Genomic DNA, 17,321 nt, shown 5'->3' with positions numbered 1-17,321 from the left:
TTCCCCATAGACACCGCCCAGCCCCCGCAGCTTCCTCCCTGAGAGATTTTCCAACGCGGACCACACTCAGGCCAAGCCGAAACCGCGCACCCTGGCCCGCATCAGAAAATCTTCATCTTTCCGGCCATTCTCTGCGCTGAGCGTGAAAGGCCGCTATGGCCTTAGCGTAGGATTCTGCCCCGTCCGGCATTCGACCCCTTGGTGGCTTCGCAAACCAACGCGAACGCGGTGTCAGCTCTCTAATCAGTGGATACCAATGCGGCAGCTCGCTGCAAAGGTCATGCATTTCCGGGCTGTTTATCAAGGATATGCCGTCGGCTTTCAGGGTGGCGTAATGCGACGCGTAGTCTTTGGCCGCGCCAAAGCGTCCTATCACGCTCAGCTGTTCTGGGCGTTCCCAAGGCCGCGAGGTATCGAAAAACCTTGAAAAGTCAAAGTCGTAAGCGGGAACATTGGTGTCTTTTTTCAGAACCCAGATACAGTTTTCCAATAATATCAGGTCTGTAAGGTTCATTGCCGTAAGCGGTATCCAAAAGTGGTTTCAGCAACAGCATATTCCACTACTGGCCGAAATCGTCCCACAAAATGAATGCTGGTCGGGGCGATAGGATTCGAACCTACGACCTACGGTACCCAAAACCGTCGCGCTACCAGGCTGCGCCACGCCCCGACGAAGGGTGATCTACCGAAGACGGAGCCGATTGAAAAGCCCAAAACCTTATCAAAGCGTGCTTTCGATGTCTTGAAGAGCCAAAAACAGTGAGATCGCGTTCATCTGGTCATTCAATTCACACATCAGGGCTCCCAATCCTTAACACCATGGGCCGATCGCCATCGCTTTTCAGGACTGTATTGCGATGCCCGCCAACTAGCGGTGTCAGCGGACCGCTGACACCCCAGGCCTCGACCGGCGGACGCATCAGCGGTCCAATTCGACCAGCAGGTCCTTTGCGTCGATCTGTGCTCCGGCCTGTACATGCACCTGCTTCACGATGGCGTCGCATTCTGCGTAGATGCCGGTTTCCATCTTCATCGCCTCGATGGTCAGCAACAGGTCGCCCTCTTTGACATTCTGCCCGGCAGCAACCGCGACCGAGGCGACAACCCCAGGCATCGGTGCGCCGATATGGGCGTCATTTGCTGCATCAGCGACGGGGCGGCGGACCTGAGTAGCCGTGATCTTGCGATCGGGAACCCGAACGGTGCGCGGCTGGCCGTTCAGTTCAAAGAACACCCGCACCTGCCCCTTGTCATCCGCCTCACCCACGGCCTGCAATCGGATTTCCAGCGTCTTGCCGGGGTCAATCTCGGCGGCGATTTCATCGCCTGGTTCCATGCCGTAGAAAAAGACCGGCGTGGGCAGGGTTCTCACCGGGCCATAGTCGGCGTGGCGCGTGCGATAATCGGTGAAAACCTTAGGATACATCAGATAGCCGCAGAGATCTTCGTCGTCGATCTCGGCCCCGCCAAGCGTTTGCGAAATCTCTGCCCGCTTGGCATCCAGATCGACCGGCGGCATGATGGAACCGGGACGGACACTAAGTGCCTCTTGCCCTTTCAGAACCTTCTTTTGCAGCGCTTCGGGCCAGCCGCCTGGGGGTTGGCCAAGATTGCCGCGCATCATATCGACAACCGAATCCGGAAAGGCCACATCCTTATCCGGGTCCTCGACATCCGCCCGGGTGATCCCCTGGCTGACCATCATCAGCGCCATGTCCCCCACCACTTTGGAGCTGGGGGTGACCTTGACGATATCGCCGAACATCTGGTTGACCTCTGCATAGGTCCTGGCGATCAGCGGCCATTTTTCCTCAAGCCCCATGCTGCGCGCCTGGGCCTTAAGGTTGGTGAACTGGCCGCCGGGCATTTCATGCAGATAGACCTCGGACGCGGGGGCCTGCAGGCCGCTTTCGAAGGCGGTGTATTTGACTCGCGCGGCCTGCCAGTAATCCGAAATCTCGCGGATCGCCTCAATCGAAAGGCCCGTGTCGCGCGGCGTGTGGTGCAAGGCCTCAACGATAGAGCCAAGGCTGGGTTGCGAAGTGCCGCCGGACAGCGCGTCCATCGCCGCGTCAATCACATCTGCCCCGGCCTCCGCTGCGGCCAGCACGGTGGCGGCGGAGACGCCCGAGGTATCGTGGGTGTGGAAATGGATCGGCAGGCCGACCTCTTCCTTCAGTGCTTTGATCAGAACGCGCGCGGCCGCCGGTTTCAGCAGGCCCGCCATGTCTTTCAGCCCCAGGATATGGGCCCCTGCGTCGCGCAATTCCTTGGCCATGCCGACATAATAGTTCAGATCATACTTGGCCCGGTCCGGGTCCAGCACGTCACCGGTATAGCAAATCGCCGCTTCGCAAATCTTACCGCTGTCGATCACGGCATCCATGGCGACGCGCATGTTTTCAACCCAGTTCAGGCTGTCGAAAACACGGAACACAGCAATGCCGGAGCTAGCGGCCTGATCGACGAACTTGATGACAACATTATCAGGGTAATTGGTATAGCCGACACCGTTGGAGGCGCGCAGCAGCATCTGGGTCATCAGGTTGGGCATCCGGGTGCGCAGATCGCGCAGCCTTTGCCACGGGCATTCCTGCAAGAAACGATACGCAACGTCAAAGGTCGCCCCGCCCCAGCATTCCATAGAGAACAGTTGCGGCAGGTTATGCGAATACGCCTCAGCCACTTTGATCATGTCATAGGATCGCATCCGCGTCGCCAGAAGCGACTGATGTGCATCGCGCATGGTGGTATCGGTGATCAGCAGCGCCTTTTGATCCAGGAGCCAGTCCGCCACTGCCTTTGCGCCGCGCGCCTCTAGCAGGTTGCGCACGCCAAGCGCGGCCTCTTCATTGCGCAGCGATGGGATGACAGGCTTGGCCGCGTCAGCAGGCGGGCTGGCCCGACCTTGTGTCTCGGGATGTCCGTTGACGGTGACGTCGGCGATATAGGTCAGGATGCGCGTCGCTCGGTCCCGGCGTTTCTCAAAGGTATAAAGCTCGGGCGTGTCATCGACGAATTTTGTGGTGTAGCTGTTGTCAAGAAAGCTTGGGTGCCGCAACAGGTTCTCGACAAAGGCGATATTGGTCGACACCCCGCGCACGCGAAACTCACGCAGGGAGCGGTCCATCCGCGCAATCGCGGCATCGGGCGTTTGGGCCCAGGCGGTTACCTTGACCAGCAGAGAATCATAGTACCGTGTAATCACAGCCCCCGCATAGGCGGTGCCGCCATCCAAACGTATCCCCATACCATTGGCCGCACGATAAGCGGTGATCCGGCCATAATCCGGGATAAAGTTATTTTGCGGGTCCTCGGTTGTGACCCGGCATTGCAACGCATGACCGTTCAGGGTCACGTCCTCCTGAGACGCTTTGCCCGTCGCCTCAGCGATGGTCTTGCCCTCGGCCAGCAGTATCTGGGCGCGAACGATGTCGATCCCGGTGACTTCTTCGGTCACGGTGTGTTCGACTTGAACCCTGGGATTAACCTCGATAAAGTAGAATTCCTCGCTGTCCATATCCATCAGGAATTCAACGGTACCCGCGCAGCGATACCCCACATGGGCGCAAATCTTGCGACCCAGATCGCATAGGGTCTCACGCTGATCTTGGCTCAGATAAGGGGCCGGGGCGCGTTCAACCACCTTTTGGTTGCGGCGCTGGACCGAGCAGTCGCGCTCCCAAAGGTGGTACATGCCGCCCTGATCATCGCCAAGGATCTGAACCTCAACATGCCGGGCGCGCTGGATCAGCTTTTCCAGATACCCCTCGCCATTGCCAAAGGCGTTTTCAGCCTCGCGCCGGCCCTCCAATACCTTATCCTCAAGCTCATCTGCGGACATAATCGGACGCATGCCCCGCCCACCCCCGCCCCAGCTAGCTTTCAGCATAAAGGGATAGCCGACCTCATCTGCCATCCGACGCACCTGATCCATGTCATCGGGCAGAACATCCGTGGCCGGGATTACCGGCACGCCCGCTTCAATCGCCACCCGGCGCGCACTGGCCTTGTCGCCTAGCAGACGCATAGTTTCGGCTTTTGGCCCAATGAACGCGATGTTTTCCGCAGCACATGCATCCACCAACTCCGGGTTTTCGGATAACAGGCCATAGCCGGGGTGGATCGCATCCGCGCCGGACATCCTGGCAACCCGGATGATCTCTGGGATCGACAGATAGGCTGCAACAGGCCCCATCCCTTCACCAATTCGGTAAGCTTCGTCAGCTTTGAACCGGTGCAGGCTAAGCTTGTCTTCTTCGGCAAAGACGGCCACCGTGCGCTTGCCCATTTCGTTCGCCGCGCGCATCACGCGGATGGCAATCTCGCCACGATTGGCAATCAGGATTTTTTTAAACTCGACCATCTTCACCCTCCGGATCGTTGCGGAACAGTACCTTACTCTTGTTGCGTTGCAACACGCAAACGAATGGCCCTTTTGGGCCATGCCTCTGGCAGGGATATTTGAAGAACAATGAAGGGCCGCAGGGCAATCACCTTCACTGTTCCTTAAATATCCATAATCCTACCTTTTCGCAGAGTATTGCGCTGGACCAGTTCCGCCGCGATAGTTGCGGCAGTTTTGAGGGAGGCGGCAATCTTCGATTTGCGCGATATGGAGGTTCTGGCGGCGCTGGAGCGGCACCGGCACTTCGCAGCAGCTGCTGCTGATTGCGGCATCTCACAACCCGCCTTTTCTGCCCGCATCCGCAATCTTGAGAAAAACCTCGGGGTTGCCATCGTAAACCGTGGGAACCGGTTTCAGGGGTTCACTGATGATGGGCGCATTTTGCTACGATGGGCGCATCGTTTGTTACAGGATGCCGATGGGCTGCGGCAGGATATTACGGCAGCCAAGGGCAATTTGACAGGGCGGCTGGTGTTGGGCGTTGTGCCGACGGCGTTGGCTTTTGCCGCAAGGGTGCCTGCGATCCTGAGTGCGGCGCATCCGGGTGTTACAGTAGAGCTTGTTTCAGCTACGTCCTTGGCGGTGCGTCGGGGGTTGCGGGATTTCAGTTTAAGTGCCGGGCTTTCTTATGTCGGGGGTGAAGCCGTACCTGGTGTTGAAGAAACCCTGCTTTATAAGGAGGAGTACTGCCTGCTGGGTCATCACAGCCTGATCGGCACCGCCGGAGGTATTACCTGGGCAGCTGCCGCGCAATTACCGCTTTGCCTGTTATCACGTGATATGCAGAACCGTCAGATTATTGATGCGGTCTTCGCAAAATGCGGTGTCACCCCCGCCCCGGTGATGGAGACCAATGCCCTGACCGCCATCATGGTGGCATTGGCCAGCGGCACCAGTGCCAGTATTTTACCACGTCAATTTATTGAGAATGTCGCTCTGCCCCCTGGCCTGTGTCATATCACCCTGTCCGAACCTGTTGCCCGTCACGGTATCGGCCTGTTGCTGCCTGATCGGCAACCTGAACCGCCAACACATGGGGCATTGCGGAAAGCCCTGAAAGCCCTTCTTTCATAACCTCAGGTTATCACGCCTTCTAAAACAACGATTTGCGCACAGCATCTTGCACCAATACTGTTTGTCTAGCATGAGAAAGGGGCAGTCATGGTGCCACTGGATGATCGCAAAGGTGTCTGGAAATCCGCGCGCGGCAAGGGGCGCGGGACGCCCAAGGGGCGGCAGCTGGACGATGTTGCACTGGCTGAGGTGCAGGCGTTGTTGGGCGACCGGCCCAGGCGGCGCGATTTGCTGATTGAGTTTCTGCATCTGATCCAAGACCGTTATCATGGGTTGTCTGCGGCGCATCTGCGGGCTTTGGCCGAAGAGATGCGTCTGGCCCAGGCCGAGGTGTATGAGGTTGCCAGCTTTTACGCGCATTTCGATGTGGTCAAGGAAGGCGAAGATATGCCCCCTGCCCTGACCTTGCGCGTCTGCGACAGCCTGAGTTGCGAGATGGCCGGGGCGCAGGAATTGCTGGTTGACTTGACTGCGCAATACACCAGCGGTGAAATCCGCGTTCTGCGGGCGCCCTGTATGGGCCGCTGCGATCTGGCCCCAACGGTCGAGGTTGGGCATCATTTTGTTGATCACGCCTGCCCGGTGAAGGTGGCCGAAGCGATTTCCGCAGGTCAGACGCATACGGATATGCCAGCGTATCAGGCCCTTGAAGCGTATCGCGCCGAAGGTGGCTATGACGCTTTGCTGGCGTTCCGCGATGGCGTGAAGACACCGGATGAGGTGCAGGATCTGGTTCTGTCCAGCGGGCTGCGGGGTCTGGGCGGTGCGGGTTTTTCCTCGGGCCGCAAATGGTCTTTTGTGCGCGCCGAACCCGGCCCCCGCTATCTGGCCGTCAATGGGGATGAAGGCGAGCCGGGGACCTTCAAGGATCGTTACTATTTGGAACGCACCCCGCATCTGATGCTGGAGGGGATGCTGATCGCGGCCTGGGCCGTCGACGCCGAGACCTGCTTTATCTATATGCGCGACGAATACCCCGCCGTGCTGGCCATCCTGCGCAATGAGATCGGCGCGTTGGAGGAGGCCGGGATCATACCGCCCGGCTATATCGACCTGCGCCGCGGGGCTGGTGCCTATATCTGCGGCGAAGAAAGCGCGATGATCGAGAGCATCGAGGGCAAGCGCGGCCTGCCCCGCCACCGTCCGCCTTATGTCGCGCAGGTTGGCATCTTTGATCGTCCTACCTTGGTTCATAACGTCGAGACCCTGCATTGGGTGGCGCGCATCTGCCGTGAGGGGCCAGAAATTTTGTCCTCAGTCGAAAAAAACGGGCGTAAGGGGCTGCGCAGCTATTCCGTCTCGGGCCGGGTTAAGGAACCGGGGGTGAAGCTTTTGCCTGCCGGGTCGACGATCCTGGATATCATCGACGCTTGCGGCGGGATGGCGGATGGGCATCGTTTCATGGCCTATCAACCGGGCGGTCCATCCTCGGGGCTGTTGCCCGCATCGCTGGATGATGTGCCTTTGGATTTTGATACGTTGCAGGAACACGGCACCTTCATTGGCTCTGCCGCTGTCGTGGTTCTGTCCGATCAGGACAGCGCGCGTGATGCGGCCCTGAACATGCTGCGGTTCTTTGAGGACGAAAGCTGTGGCCAGTGCACCCCCTGCCGGGTGGGCTGCGAAAAGGCGGTCAAGCTGATGCAGGCTGACCGCTGGGACCAGCCGCTATTGGAGGAGTTGTGCCAGTTGATGGGCGATGCCTCAATCTGTGGGCTGGGTCAGGCCGCACCGAACCCGATCCGGCTGGTCATGAAGCATTTCAGCGATGAGATATGATGCCAGAAGCACTGCTGACCTCGGTTCCAGGCTTGGCCAGCCTGTTGTTCTGCCTCGCCGCAGCGGCTGTCGCAGGCCTGCATCTGTTGCTGCTGCTTGGCGTGCCGATCGGACATATGACGATGGGAGGAAAGCACACTGGCGTTCTGCCGGCGCCCATGCGCGTCGGGTCGGCCATTCAGGGCCTTTTGGTCATCTTCCTTGCACTGATCGTTCTGAAATCCGCCGGTCTGATCCAAACTGGGCTGGTCCCCGATTGGCACTGGCTGATCTGGCTACCTGTCGGGATCAGTGCGGTGTCCCTTGTCCTGAACAGCATCACAACCAGCCGGGCAGAGCGTTCATTCGGTGTGCCCGCAACCGCTTCCATGCTGATCGGCAGCCTGATCGTTGCGCTGACAGGTTGAGGGAGGGGCGGTATGCTTAAGGCCTACATATCACCTGCCAATAGGGCCCTCGGGTCAGGTCAGCCCCAGCCCAAACCGGTCCGGCTGATCATGAAACCTTTGAGTAAGGAACGGTAATGCCAACTGCGCAGCATTCAATCTTGATTGATGACGAACGTGTCATCGTGAATCGTTTCGATTTCGGCCCGGGTGACGAGACGGGTCATCATGTGCACCAGTTGCCCTATGTTATCTTGCCATTGACCGATGGGGTGCTTCGGATCGTTCATGATGATGGATCAGAAACAACAGCAAATCTAACCAAAGATGTACCGTATTCCCGCCCTGCCGGAGTATCGCACAATGTCATCAACGGCTCTGCCGGACCAATCGCTTTTCTTGAAATTGAGATCAAATCGGGCGGTGCGTGAATGTCGAACCGTCCGAAAGACAAGGGCCAAGAGATGCCTCAGCAAGTCACTTTCACCCTGAATGACAAGCAGGTTACCGTGCCTGATGGGACCACCATCTGGGATGCTGCCCATGGCACCGGGTTGGTCATTCCGCATCTGTGTCACAAGCCCGCAACAGGTTATCGCCCGGATGGCAATTGCCGTGCTTGTGTGGTCGAGGTGGAGGGGGAGCGGACCTTGGTCGCCTCCTGCATCCGGCCCGTGACCGACGGCATGGTGGTGCGCACCGACAGCGCGCGGGCCGAGACGGCTCGTAAGGGGGTTGTCGAGTTGTTGATGGCGGATCAGCCAGAGCGGGACGTGGCACACGACAAATCCTCGCATTTCTGGCAGATGGCTGACCAGCAGGGCGTCGACGAAAGCCGCTATCCCCAGCTTGAAGAGACGCGGGTGCCATTGCTGGACGACAGCCATGTGGCGATGCGGGTCAATCTGGATGCCTGCATTCACTGCAACCTGTGCGTCCGGGCCTGCCGCGAAGTGCAGGTGAATGACGTGATCGGTATGTCCGGGCGCGGGCATGATGCTGAGATTGTGTTTGATATCGATGATCCGATGGGTGCCTCCACCTGTGTAGCCTGCGGTGAATGTGTGCAGGCCTGCCCCACCGGCGCGCTGATGCCCGCCACGGAATTGGATGCCGAGCAGCGTGGCGACAGCGCTGATTTTGACCGCGAGGTACAATCGGTCTGCCCTTATTGCGGTGTCGGCTGTCAGATCAGCCTGAAGATCAAGGATGATCAAATCGTCCGGGTCGATGGCGTGGACGGGCCTGCCAATGAAAACCGGCTTTGCGTCAAGGGGCGCTTTGGCTTTGACTATGTGCGCCACCCGCACCGGCTGACCAAGCCGCTGATCCGGCGCGAGGATGCGCCGCCGAAGGGCCTGAATGTCGATCCCGCTAACCCGCTGACCCATTTCCGCGAAGCCAGCTGGGAAGAGGCGCTGGACGCCGCCGCAGGCGGTCTGGCCAGGCTGCGCGATACCCATGGCGGGGCCAGCGTGGCGGGCTTTGGTTCGGCCAAATGCTCCAACGAAGAGGCGTATCTGTTCCAAAAGCTGATCCGCACCGGCTTTGGTCATAACAATGTCGATCACTGCACGCGGCTGTGCCATGCGTCGTCCGTTGCGGCCCTGATGGAGAATGTCGGCTCAGGCGCGGTGACGGCCACGTTCAATCAGATTGAAAACGCGGATTGTGCCATTGTCATTGGCTGCAACCCGGCCGAAAACCACCCCGTCGCCGCCACCTATTTCAAGCAATTCGCCAAGCGCGGCGGCAAGCTGATCGTAATGGACCCGCGGGCGCAGGCACTGAAACGGCATGCCACCCATATGCTGCAATTCCGTCCCGGCGCGGATGTCGCCATGCTGAACGCGATCATGCATGTGATCGTCGAAGAGGAACTTTACGACCGCCAGTATATCGCCGCCTATACCGAAAACTGGGAGGCGCAAAAGGCCCATCTGAAAGGCTTTGCGCCTGAGAAAATGGCCGAGCTGTGCGGTATCCCCGCCGAAACCTTGCGCGCCGTTGCCCGAGATTTTGCCAATGCCCGCGCGGCGATGATCTTTTGGGGTATGGGCGTCAGCCAGCATATCCATGGCACGGATAACTCGCGCTGCCTGATCTCGCTGGCGCTGATGTGTGGCCATGTCGGGCGGCCCGGTGCCGGGCTGCACCCGCTGCGTGGTCAGAACAATGTGCAAGGGGCCTCGGACGCGGGGTTGATCCCGATGGTGCTGCCCGACTACCAGCCGGTGACCAGCGGCGAAGTGCGCGACCTGTTCCGGGGGCTGTGGCAGCATGATATTCCGCCCGAACCGGGGCTGACTGTGGTTGAGATCATGGATGCAGTCCATGCGGACAAGATCAAGGGCATGTATATCCTGGGCGAGAACCCGGCGATGTCAGACCCTGATCTGGATCACGCGCGCGGCGCTTTGGCAAAGCTGGAGCATCTGGTGGTGCAGGATATCTTTCTGACCGAGACGGCGAATTATGCTGATGTCATCCTGCCTGCGTCGGCCTGGGCGGAAAAGACCGGGACCGCCACCAACACCAACCGTCAGGTCCAGATGGGCCGCCCTGCCCTGCCCCCACCTGGTGAGGCGCGGGAGGATTGGACAATTGTCGTCGATCTGGCCAAGCGTTTGGGCCTGAATTGGATTTACACCCATCCGAAAGAGATTTTCGCCGAAATGACGCAGGTGATGCCGTCCTTTGACAACATTACCTGGGACCGGCTGGCGACAGAGGATGCGGTAACCTATCCGTCGCTGTCCGAAACCGATCCGGGTCAGGCGATTGTGTTTGGTGACAGCTTCCCCCGCGCCGAAGGCCGCGCGCGCTTTACCCCTGCACAGGTCACGGCACCGGCTGAGACGCCGGACGAAGACTACCCGATGATCCTGACCACAGGACGGCAATTGGAGCACTGGCACACAGGGTCCATGACACGGCGGTCCAGCGTGCTTGACGGGCTGGAGCCCGAAGCGAATGCCTCGTTGCATCCTGCAACGCTGATGGCGTTTGGCGTCGCGCCGGGTGAAATGATCGCGCTGGAAACCCGGCGTGGCACCATCACCATCATGGCTCGCGCTGATCGTGCCGTGGCCCCCGATCTGGTCTTCCTGCCCTTCGCCTATGTCGAAGCCGCCGCCAATATCCTGACCAATCCGCAACTTGACCCCTATGGCAAGATCCCGGAATTCAAGTTTTCCGCTTGCAGGGTGCGGGCGGCCGGGGCGATTGCGGCGGAGTAGCGCAGAGCCGGTATGCAATGGTCACAGCTAAAAAAAGGATCGAGGATCGCTTTGCTGATCAGGTGCGCGGCCGTGTAGCTGTGCATTCAACCCGTTACCGCCGTGCGCATGATCAAGCCAGCGAGGTGTGGCTGACAATTGATGGTCAACGCATATGCACGTTCTCGGATATCACCCACTATATCAACGAAAATACCGGTGGACCGCCCTGTCCGGCTGGATGGGATATCAGGCAATCATTGTTCGACAGCCTTAGCGAGAGCATCGGCGACATGCTTGCATCTGCCGACCCGCTGATCCGCGCCATTGCTGTGTTGGACAAACGTTGCGGTCAGCGCAGATTGCGCGCGTTGGTGCCACAGGGCGACCTTATGAAAATCTGCCTGGATCTGCGGCTGGAAAATTTATTCTCAGCAACTTCCGGCTGATAAAACGAAGGCGATTGCAGACAAATTTCCAAATCGGCCAATGTCCGCCTTGCCACCCCCGCAGACCGGTGCTAAACGGCCCGTCATGCCAGCGTCTGGACGCTGCATTGTGCCGGTATAGCTCAGCTGGTAGAGCACGTGATTTGTAATCTCGGGGTCGGGGGTTCGAGTCCCTCTGCCGGCACCAATTCCCAACATATTTCTTAGAATGTGCGCCCGATCACTTCGTTTTGGTCATGCTTGGTGTAAATTCTTGAACCTTGAGCAAAGCAGCCGCAACCCAGTTTTGGAATGGCCAGCGGGGTTTTCTTGACCTGTTGGGCAAGGAGCATACCGTGGAGGCTGGGCTTGGTGTTCTTGAAAGCAAAAGACCAACATGGCATTGTTGGCGTCGGGGATTGTTAGTGTGAACGAAGTTACGATATCGAGAACCCATCGGCGCATTCATGGTGCGCCTGACCGTGCCAGGTTCTATGCCGGGCTGGATGATATCGAATGGTCTGAAGAGCTTGGCGCGTGGATGTCTGCCACCCCCGAGGTTATCCATACATTGCTGCGCCATCCGGATGTTGAGGTTCTGGACTTTCGCCAGATCCTTCCTGTGATTGAAGAAAAGACGGGTGTGGACCTGTCCGGCGCAACCGAGATGTTTGGCGCGATAGCCCTTGGGATGAGCGGAGAAGAACTCGCCGCTGCACGTCGTGAACAGATGTTGATTTTGAAGCAGAACACACCTGCTGCACTGGATCGGTTCAGCACCAGTGTGAAGGAAGGTTTGGCACATTTGCTGAAAGACGGTGGCGGTAACCTCGTTACCACCGTCACCCACCCGGCCGGGCGTGATATGATGCTTGCGCTGAGCGGCGTGGATGCCGAGACGGGAACGCCTGAATTCTCGCTTTCCCAGATATTCGATCGTTATCTCAGCCTGGGTAAACGCCGCCGTATCAACGCAATCGTCTCGGAGATTATATCAGAGACGTCGGAGCGTATGCCAAGGCATGAGGCGGTAACGCGCACAGCCCTATCGGTTATCGGGGCCGATTCCATTATTGGTGCGCTTGGTGTTTCGTTCCTGCATGACGCAGAACGCAACCCCGGCAAGCGCTTGTCTGAGTTTGAGTGGAGCCCGGATATGGCGCGGACCAGCGTGCCGTATGCGGATCGCTTTGCGGCGGCTGACATAGATATTGCCGGGAAACAGATCAAAAAAGGGGATCGGTTGCGCCTTTATTATGACAGCCTTGGAATGGCGGCCTGCCCGCAGCATCGGGACTATTATGGTATTGGCGCGCATGTCTGTCTGGGAAAGGCCATCTCAATGCGGGCCTGGACTATCTTCTGCGAAACCCTCAGCCGCGTGGATCTGGTTCCACAGATCGAACGTGTTACCTATAGGCGTGGTGACTGCGTCTTCAACTTTCCAACAGAGATTAAGATGGAGCTGACGTTTTGACTGATATCGAACAAGCCGTGGCAAGACATATACGCGCCGTAACCAATGGCCGGATCACACTTCCCGATGCAGAGATCATTGCCTCTGACATAGACACGCTGAAGCTCGATAGCCTCGAAAGCTTGGAAATGGTGATGAAGCTTGAGGATGAATTCGGGCTGGAGCTGGATGAGGAAAGCGTCGCTGATTGTGTCAGCATTGCAGATGTGATCGGCCTTGTGGCAACGGCTAAGGAGGCCGCTTGATCCGGCATTTTGCCTCGGCCCTGTCCGCATTGCTGGGTATGGGGCGAAGCGGCCTTGGCTCTGCACTGCTGAAACGCCAACTCAGGCGTTCTGACGGGCAAAGCTATGCGGAGCAGAAAGCCACGGCCTGGGATCTGATCATCCGTAACGCCTGGCTGTTTCGCGGTCGCGCCCTACACGCAAACCGTTTTCTGGTCGATTGGCAGTCGCTCGCATTGCACAAGCTGTCCTACCTTCTGCCCTCCCCGCCAACACCTGAACAGGTGACCATCGATTGGATTGGCAATGAGGTGGTTGATGAAGCTTTGGCAAAGGGGCGCGGGGCAATCGCAGTTTCGGTACATGCGGGTCTTAGCCTCGCGATCCTCAGCTATCCGTGCCAGCGCCAGCGCTCCGTGTCACTAATCGTTGACACACCCACAGCTAAGAAAAAATTCCACAACGGCCTGCGGTTTGGCGCTACACGAGCCGTTGCGGTGATCCCCAGCGATCATCGCACCCTGTTAAGGGTTCGTGCTGATCTAAAAAAAGGAAACTTCGTAATGGGTATGAGCGACGATACCCGCCGTCGTCCGTATTCCTTGTGCCATGATTTGCGCTTGTCTGATGGATTGTTCCGTTGTGCAGAAATCGCGCAAGTCCCGGTTATTTTCGCCATATCTAACGCTACATCTGAGGGGCGTATCCGGGTTGTCTATGAGGCGGCACCGGACGGGTCCGCCGAAGTTGTGGGGGAAGCCTTTCGGCAATTTCTGATGCGTCAGCGCCCTGAGCACCCGGTTCCCGAGATCGTCTCTGCAAAGGGTACGCGTGCCATTAAGCGTAAGTCGCTTGATGATTTCTGGGTGCCAGATCCTGTGCAGCGGAGATGTCTTGGTTGGGCCATTAGTCAAAGTTCAGTTCGTTCATCCGATAGATCAGTTGAGATTTGATTGGCAATCTCTGGGTGGTTTTATATTCAGGGCCACGCCTGTATTGATCTGGCAAAACTCATTGGGACCGCCAGACGCGATAAAAACTACTCAGAGTGGGTTCACGGGCCGTGCCATTGCTCGGATCGGCCGTGTCCGTTCGCGGTTACGGATGCTTCCTAACTTGTGAACATACTGAATGCGATATGTCAGGTCGTTGTAGTATTCATCAGCACGGTAGTTATCCAGCGAAGCACTCCAGTCCATGCCGATCGAAATCGGGACATATGGCACCTTCATCTCAACTGCGACGGTTCCAAGGATGTCGATATCGTCAAAGATCAGGCTACTGCGCAGGGCGATGTTTTCGGTCGGATATACAGAAGCTTCGCCAAGAGCGAAAAATCCTACATGGCGTTTGCCCGCAAATCTTGCATCCCCTGTAACCGCCTGCAAACCAGCCAGACCCCGCAGCCCCCAATACTGCCGCTCATAGGTTGCAAACCCCGCCAGATCGAGCGCTGCGCCTTCGTTTTCGATTGCTCTTAGCGTAAGGCCGATGCCGTTTGAGCCGGTATCGCGTGTCCAATACCGCAGAGTTCCGAACTCCAGATCGTAAGGGGTTTCCTTTGTGAAAAACTCGTTGCGGATGCCCGCGCCCAGCGTCCAGCGTGTACCACCATCCGGCTCGATCAGAGTGATACCGGCAAGGGCTTGAATGATGTCATTGTCAGTTTCATTGACATTCTCACGTGCATAGTAGTTCAGCGTCAGATCTACCAGTGCCTCGGCCGCAGCCGATATACTTGGGAAGCAGAGGGCTGCAGTTGCTGTGAGCGTTCTAAACAAAATTCTCAACCGTCTTCAAAAAATGCAAAATGTATTGAGGGGCGCAGTATCGCGCCCCTCATTAATTGGTATCCAGTCAGGACTTTTTCCCGCCCATGACCATCCCAAGGATGGCAGTCAGAGCGCCGCCACCAACAGCGCCGCCGCCGATATTTTCAAGCATGCCGCCCATCTCCATGCCGGTTGCCGCGTCACCGCCAGTTGCAGCACCTGCTGCACCGCCAAGAATGGCGCCCAGTCCAGTGCCGCCGGCAATCCCGCCGACGCCGCCTGCCAGCAGTTTTGGCAGAAGGCCCATGGCCGCCTTTTTCAACATGCTTCCGACAACTCCGCCACCAACGGCGCCCGAGATGAATTGGATGATATATGGTAGGATTGCTTCCATGTTCTTTCCCCACTTAGGTAACAGTGCATTAGCTTGCACCCGCCCTAGTGAAGCATGAATGAGCGGGCGTATCTAACAAAAAAAGGTCTGACGTGTGGAAAACCCACAACATGTTGTCGTCTGTGCCCTAGGTATGACACAATATCATCAATCAAGAATCAGAACATGAGCAGTGATATGGCCAAGGACCTGTTTGAGGACGGCGCCCCGAAATCCGGCAACTATGATGCAAATTCCATCCAGGTGCTTGAAGATATGGAACATGTCCGGCTGCGCCCGGGTATGTATATCGGCGGTAAGGATGATCGCGCGCTGCATCATATGGTGGCGGAAATCGTTGATAACTCGATGGATGAGGCCGTCGCTGGCCACGCCAACTGGATCGAGGTTGAACTGCACGAAAATGGTCATGTCACGGTGCGCGACAACGGCCGGGGTATTCCTACTGACCCGCATCCCAAGGATCCGACGAAATCGGCGTTGGAGATCATCTTTTGCACGCTTAATGCGGGCGGCAAGTTCACCGGGGACAATTACGAAACCTCGGGCGGATTGCACGGGGTCGGATCGTCGGTGGTCAACGCCCTGTCCGATTTCCTGCGGGTCGAGGTGGCACGCAACAAGGAGGTCCACGCGATGGAGTTCTCCAAGGGCTTCCCCACACTGCCACTGACCCATATCGGCGGCACCCCGAACCGGCGCGGCACCGTGGTCACCTTTCATCCCGACCCGGAAATTTTCGGCTCGCTGAAGCTTAAGCCCGCGCGCCTGTTCAAAATGGCCCGATCCAAGGCCTATCTGTTCTCGGGCGTGGAGATCCGCTGGAAAACCGCCATTGATGATGGCGAAACGCCGCGCGAAGCGACATTTCACTTCCCCGGTGGCCTGTCGGATTACCTGTCCGAACGCCTGGCCGAGACCACAACCTATTCCGACCGTCCTTTTGCCGGATCGGTGGAATTCAAAGAAAAATTTAACGCACCGGGCAAGGTGGAATGGGCGATCAACTGGTCGCCGTCCCGCGATGGTTTCATCCAGTCCTATTGTAACACCATTCCCACGCCCGAGGGCGGCACGCATGAGGCCGGGTTCTGGGCTGCCATCCTGAAAGGCATCAAAGCCTATGGCGAGTTGGTGTCGAACAAGAAAGCCGCCTCGATCACGCGTGAGGATCTGATGGGGGGTGCTGGGGCGCTGGTCTCCTGCTTTATCCGTGATCCTGAATTTGTCGGTCAGACCAAGGATCGTCTGGCCACGACAGAGGCCCAGCGGATGGTGGAGAACTCCGTCCGGGACCATTTTGACAACTGGCTTGCCTCGGACACCAAATCCGCCGGGGCCATCCTTGATTTTCTGGTGCTGCGGGCCGAGGAACGCCTGCGTCGGCGGCAGGAAAAGGAAACCGCGCGAAAATCCGCCACCAAGAAACTGCGCCTGCCCGGGAAGCTGACTGATTGTTCGGCCAATTCCCGTGAAGGGACGGAGTTGTTCATTGTTGAGGGTGACAGCGCGGGCGGCTCAGCCAAACAGGCGCGCGACCGCAAGACACAAGCCATGCTGCCCCTGCGCGGCAAGGTGCTGAATGTGCTGGGGGCGGCGGCCTCCAAACTGCATCAGAACGCCGAGATTTCCGATCTCTGCCAGGCCATGGGCGTCGGGCTGGGCAGCAAGTTCAACATTGATGATCTGCGCTATGAAAAGATCATCATCATGACCGATGCCGATGTTGATGGCGCGCATATCGCCAGCCTGCTGATGACGCTGTTCTTCACCCAGATGCGCCCGCTGATCGACCACGGGCACCTCTACCTCGCCTGCCCGCCGCTTTACAAAGTCACGCAAGGCGCCCGCCGCGCCTATGCCACAACAGAGGCCGAGCGCGACGCCATTCTGGAGCGCGGCCTTGGTGGTAATGCTAAAATGATGGTCTCTCGCTTCAAAGGGCTGGGCGAGATGGACGCCAAGGACCTGAAAGAAACCACCATGAACCCCGAAACCCGCCGCCTGATCCGGGTCAGTATCGACGAGGATGAACCGGGCGAAACCGGCGATCTGGTCGAACGCCTGATGGGTAAGAAACCTGAGCTGCGGTTTGAATATATTCAGGAGAACGCGCGGTTTGTGGGTGAGGTGGATGTCTAAAGCCGGATGCTGAACCTTT

General features: G+C 58.1%; 14 protein-coding genes and 2 tRNA genes. 11 read left to right on the top strand and 5 right to left on the bottom strand.

The window, feature by feature from the left end; all coding sequences use genetic code 11:
* Positions 1 to 112: 112 nt before the first annotated feature.
* The 3 genes from ACW9UQ_RS14000 to ACW9UQ_RS13990 form a co-directional block, all read right to left on the bottom strand.
* Positions 113 to 514 carry a hypothetical protein gene (locus ACW9UQ_RS14000; protein ID WP_458931639.1) on the bottom strand — a complete coding sequence of 134 codons (402 nt, stop codon included), beginning with the start codon at positions 512 to 514 and terminating at the stop codon, positions 113 to 115.
* A 79-nt stretch (positions 515 to 593) separates the two neighbouring features.
* Positions 594 to 670 (bottom strand) — tRNA-Pro (locus ACW9UQ_RS13995).
* A 249-nt stretch (positions 671 to 919) separates the two neighbouring features.
* On the bottom strand, positions 920 to 4,366 hold the full coding sequence (locus ACW9UQ_RS13990) for a pyruvate carboxylase (RefSeq protein ID WP_458931638.1): 3,447 nt from the start codon (positions 4,364 to 4,366) through the stop codon (positions 920 to 922).
* 249 nt (positions 4,367 to 4,615) lie between these two features.
* Between ACW9UQ_RS13990 and ACW9UQ_RS13985 the strand changes: the two genes are divergently transcribed.
* The 10 genes from ACW9UQ_RS13985 to ACW9UQ_RS13940 all read left to right on the top strand — a co-directional run bounded on the left by ACW9UQ_RS13985 (position 4,616) and on the right by ACW9UQ_RS13940 (position 13,947).
* The gene (locus ACW9UQ_RS13985) at positions 4,616 to 5,482 is read left to right on the top strand and encodes a LysR family transcriptional regulator (RefSeq protein ID WP_458931640.1); all 867 of its coding nucleotides are present in this window, start codon (positions 4,616 to 4,618) and stop codon (positions 5,480 to 5,482) included.
* An 87-nt stretch (positions 5,483 to 5,569) separates the two neighbouring features.
* On the top strand, positions 5,570 to 7,261 hold the full coding sequence (locus tag ACW9UQ_RS13980; RefSeq protein WP_458931637.1) for an NAD(P)H-dependent oxidoreductase subunit E: 1,692 nt from the start codon (positions 5,570 to 5,572) through the stop codon (positions 7,259 to 7,261).
* On the top strand, positions 7,261 to 7,668 hold the full coding sequence (locus tag ACW9UQ_RS13975; protein ID WP_458931636.1) for a hypothetical protein: 408 nt from the start codon (positions 7,261 to 7,263) through the stop codon (positions 7,666 to 7,668). Before ACW9UQ_RS13980 ends, ACW9UQ_RS13975 begins: the two co-directional genes overlap by 1 nt.
* A 140-nt stretch (positions 7,669 to 7,808) precedes the next feature.
* On the top strand, positions 7,809 to 8,078 hold the full coding sequence (locus ACW9UQ_RS13970; protein WP_458931635.1) for a cupin domain-containing protein: 270 nt from the start codon (positions 7,809 to 7,811) through the stop codon (positions 8,076 to 8,078).
* A 33-nt stretch (positions 8,079 to 8,111) separates the two neighbouring features.
* A complete protein-coding gene (gene fdhF / locus ACW9UQ_RS13965; protein WP_458931634.1) occupies positions 8,112 to 10,886 on the top strand; it encodes a formate dehydrogenase subunit alpha in 2,775 nt (924 codons plus the stop codon).
* A gap of 17 nt (positions 10,887 to 10,903) precedes the next feature.
* On the top strand, positions 10,904 to 11,314 hold the full coding sequence (locus ACW9UQ_RS13960) for a hypothetical protein (RefSeq protein WP_458931633.1): 411 nt from the start codon (positions 10,904 to 10,906) through the stop codon (positions 11,312 to 11,314).
* A gap of 111 nt (positions 11,315 to 11,425) precedes the next feature.
* A tRNA-Thr gene (locus tag ACW9UQ_RS13955) sits at positions 11,426 to 11,501 on the top strand.
* 189 nt (positions 11,502 to 11,690) lie between these two features.
* Positions 11,691 to 12,770 (top strand): hypothetical protein, encoded by a 1,080-nt coding sequence (locus ACW9UQ_RS13950; protein ID WP_458931632.1) that lies wholly within the window; start codon positions 11,691 to 11,693, stop codon positions 12,768 to 12,770.
* Positions 12,767 to 13,015, top strand: coding sequence for an acyl carrier protein (locus ACW9UQ_RS13945; RefSeq protein ID WP_458931631.1), 249 nt, complete (start codon positions 12,767 to 12,769; stop codon positions 13,013 to 13,015). Before ACW9UQ_RS13950 ends, ACW9UQ_RS13945 begins: the two co-directional genes overlap by 4 nt.
* The gene (locus tag ACW9UQ_RS13940) at positions 13,012 to 13,947 is read left to right on the top strand and encodes a lysophospholipid acyltransferase family protein (RefSeq protein WP_458931630.1); all 936 of its coding nucleotides are present in this window, start codon (positions 13,012 to 13,014) and stop codon (positions 13,945 to 13,947) included. The genes ACW9UQ_RS13945 and ACW9UQ_RS13940 overlap by 4 nt, the downstream gene beginning before the upstream one ends.
* 90 nt (positions 13,948 to 14,037) lie before the next feature.
* Here the strand turns inward: ACW9UQ_RS13940 and ACW9UQ_RS13935 are convergent, their stop codons facing one another.
* Together ACW9UQ_RS13935 and ACW9UQ_RS13930 are read right to left on the bottom strand one after the other, a co-directional pair.
* A complete protein-coding gene (locus ACW9UQ_RS13935) occupies positions 14,038 to 14,775 on the bottom strand; it encodes a hypothetical protein (RefSeq protein WP_458931629.1) in 738 nt (245 codons plus the stop codon).
* Between the two features lie 76 nt (positions 14,776 to 14,851).
* Positions 14,852 to 15,160, bottom strand: coding sequence for a hypothetical protein (locus tag ACW9UQ_RS13930; protein WP_458931628.1), 309 nt, complete (start codon positions 15,158 to 15,160; stop codon positions 14,852 to 14,854).
* Between the two features lie 165 nt (positions 15,161 to 15,325).
* Between ACW9UQ_RS13930 and parE the strand changes: the two genes are divergently transcribed.
* Positions 15,326 to 17,302, top strand: a complete 1,977-nt coding sequence (parE, locus tag ACW9UQ_RS13925; RefSeq protein WP_458931627.1) for a DNA topoisomerase IV subunit B — start codon at positions 15,326 to 15,328, stop codon at positions 17,300 to 17,302.
* The last annotated feature ends 19 nt before the right edge of the window (positions 17,303 to 17,321 follow it).

This window comes from Halovulum sp. GXIMD14793 (assembly GCF_054457435.1).
This window is presented reverse-complemented; position numbering and strand designations above follow the sequence as displayed.

Bases quoted from the DNA above. Each gene is read 5' to 3' on its own strand.
- ACW9UQ_RS13990 (WP_458931638.1), bottom strand. From the start codon at position 4,366: ATGGTCGAGTTTAAAAAAATCCTGATTGCCAATCGTGGCGAGATTGCC.
- ACW9UQ_RS13975 (WP_458931636.1), top strand. From the start codon at position 7,261: ATGCCAGAAGCACTGCTGACCTCGGTTCCAGGCTTGGCCAGCCTGTTG.
- ACW9UQ_RS13960 (WP_458931633.1), top strand. From the start codon at position 10,904: ATGGTCACAGCTAAAAAAAGGATCGAGGATCGCTTTGCTGATCAGGTG.
- ACW9UQ_RS13950 (WP_458931632.1), top strand. From the start codon at position 11,691: ATGGCATTGTTGGCGTCGGGGATTGTTAGTGTGAACGAAGTTACGATA.
- ACW9UQ_RS13980 (WP_458931637.1), top strand. From the start codon at position 5,570: ATGGTGCCACTGGATGATCGCAAAGGTGTCTGGAAATCCGCGCGCGGC.
- ACW9UQ_RS13985 (WP_458931640.1), top strand. From the start codon at position 4,616: ATGGAGGTTCTGGCGGCGCTGGAGCGGCACCGGCACTTCGCAGCAGCT.
- ACW9UQ_RS14000 (WP_458931639.1), bottom strand. From the start codon at position 514: ATGAACCTTACAGACCTGATATTATTGGAAAACTGTATCTGGGTTCTG.
- fdhF (WP_458931634.1), top strand. From the start codon at position 8,112: ATGCCTCAGCAAGTCACTTTCACCCTGAATGACAAGCAGGTTACCGTG.
- ACW9UQ_RS13930 (WP_458931628.1), bottom strand. From the start codon at position 15,160: ATGGAAGCAATCCTACCATATATCATCCAATTCATCTCGGGCGCCGTT.
- parE (WP_458931627.1), top strand. From the start codon at position 15,326: ATGAGCAGTGATATGGCCAAGGACCTGTTTGAGGACGGCGCCCCGAAA.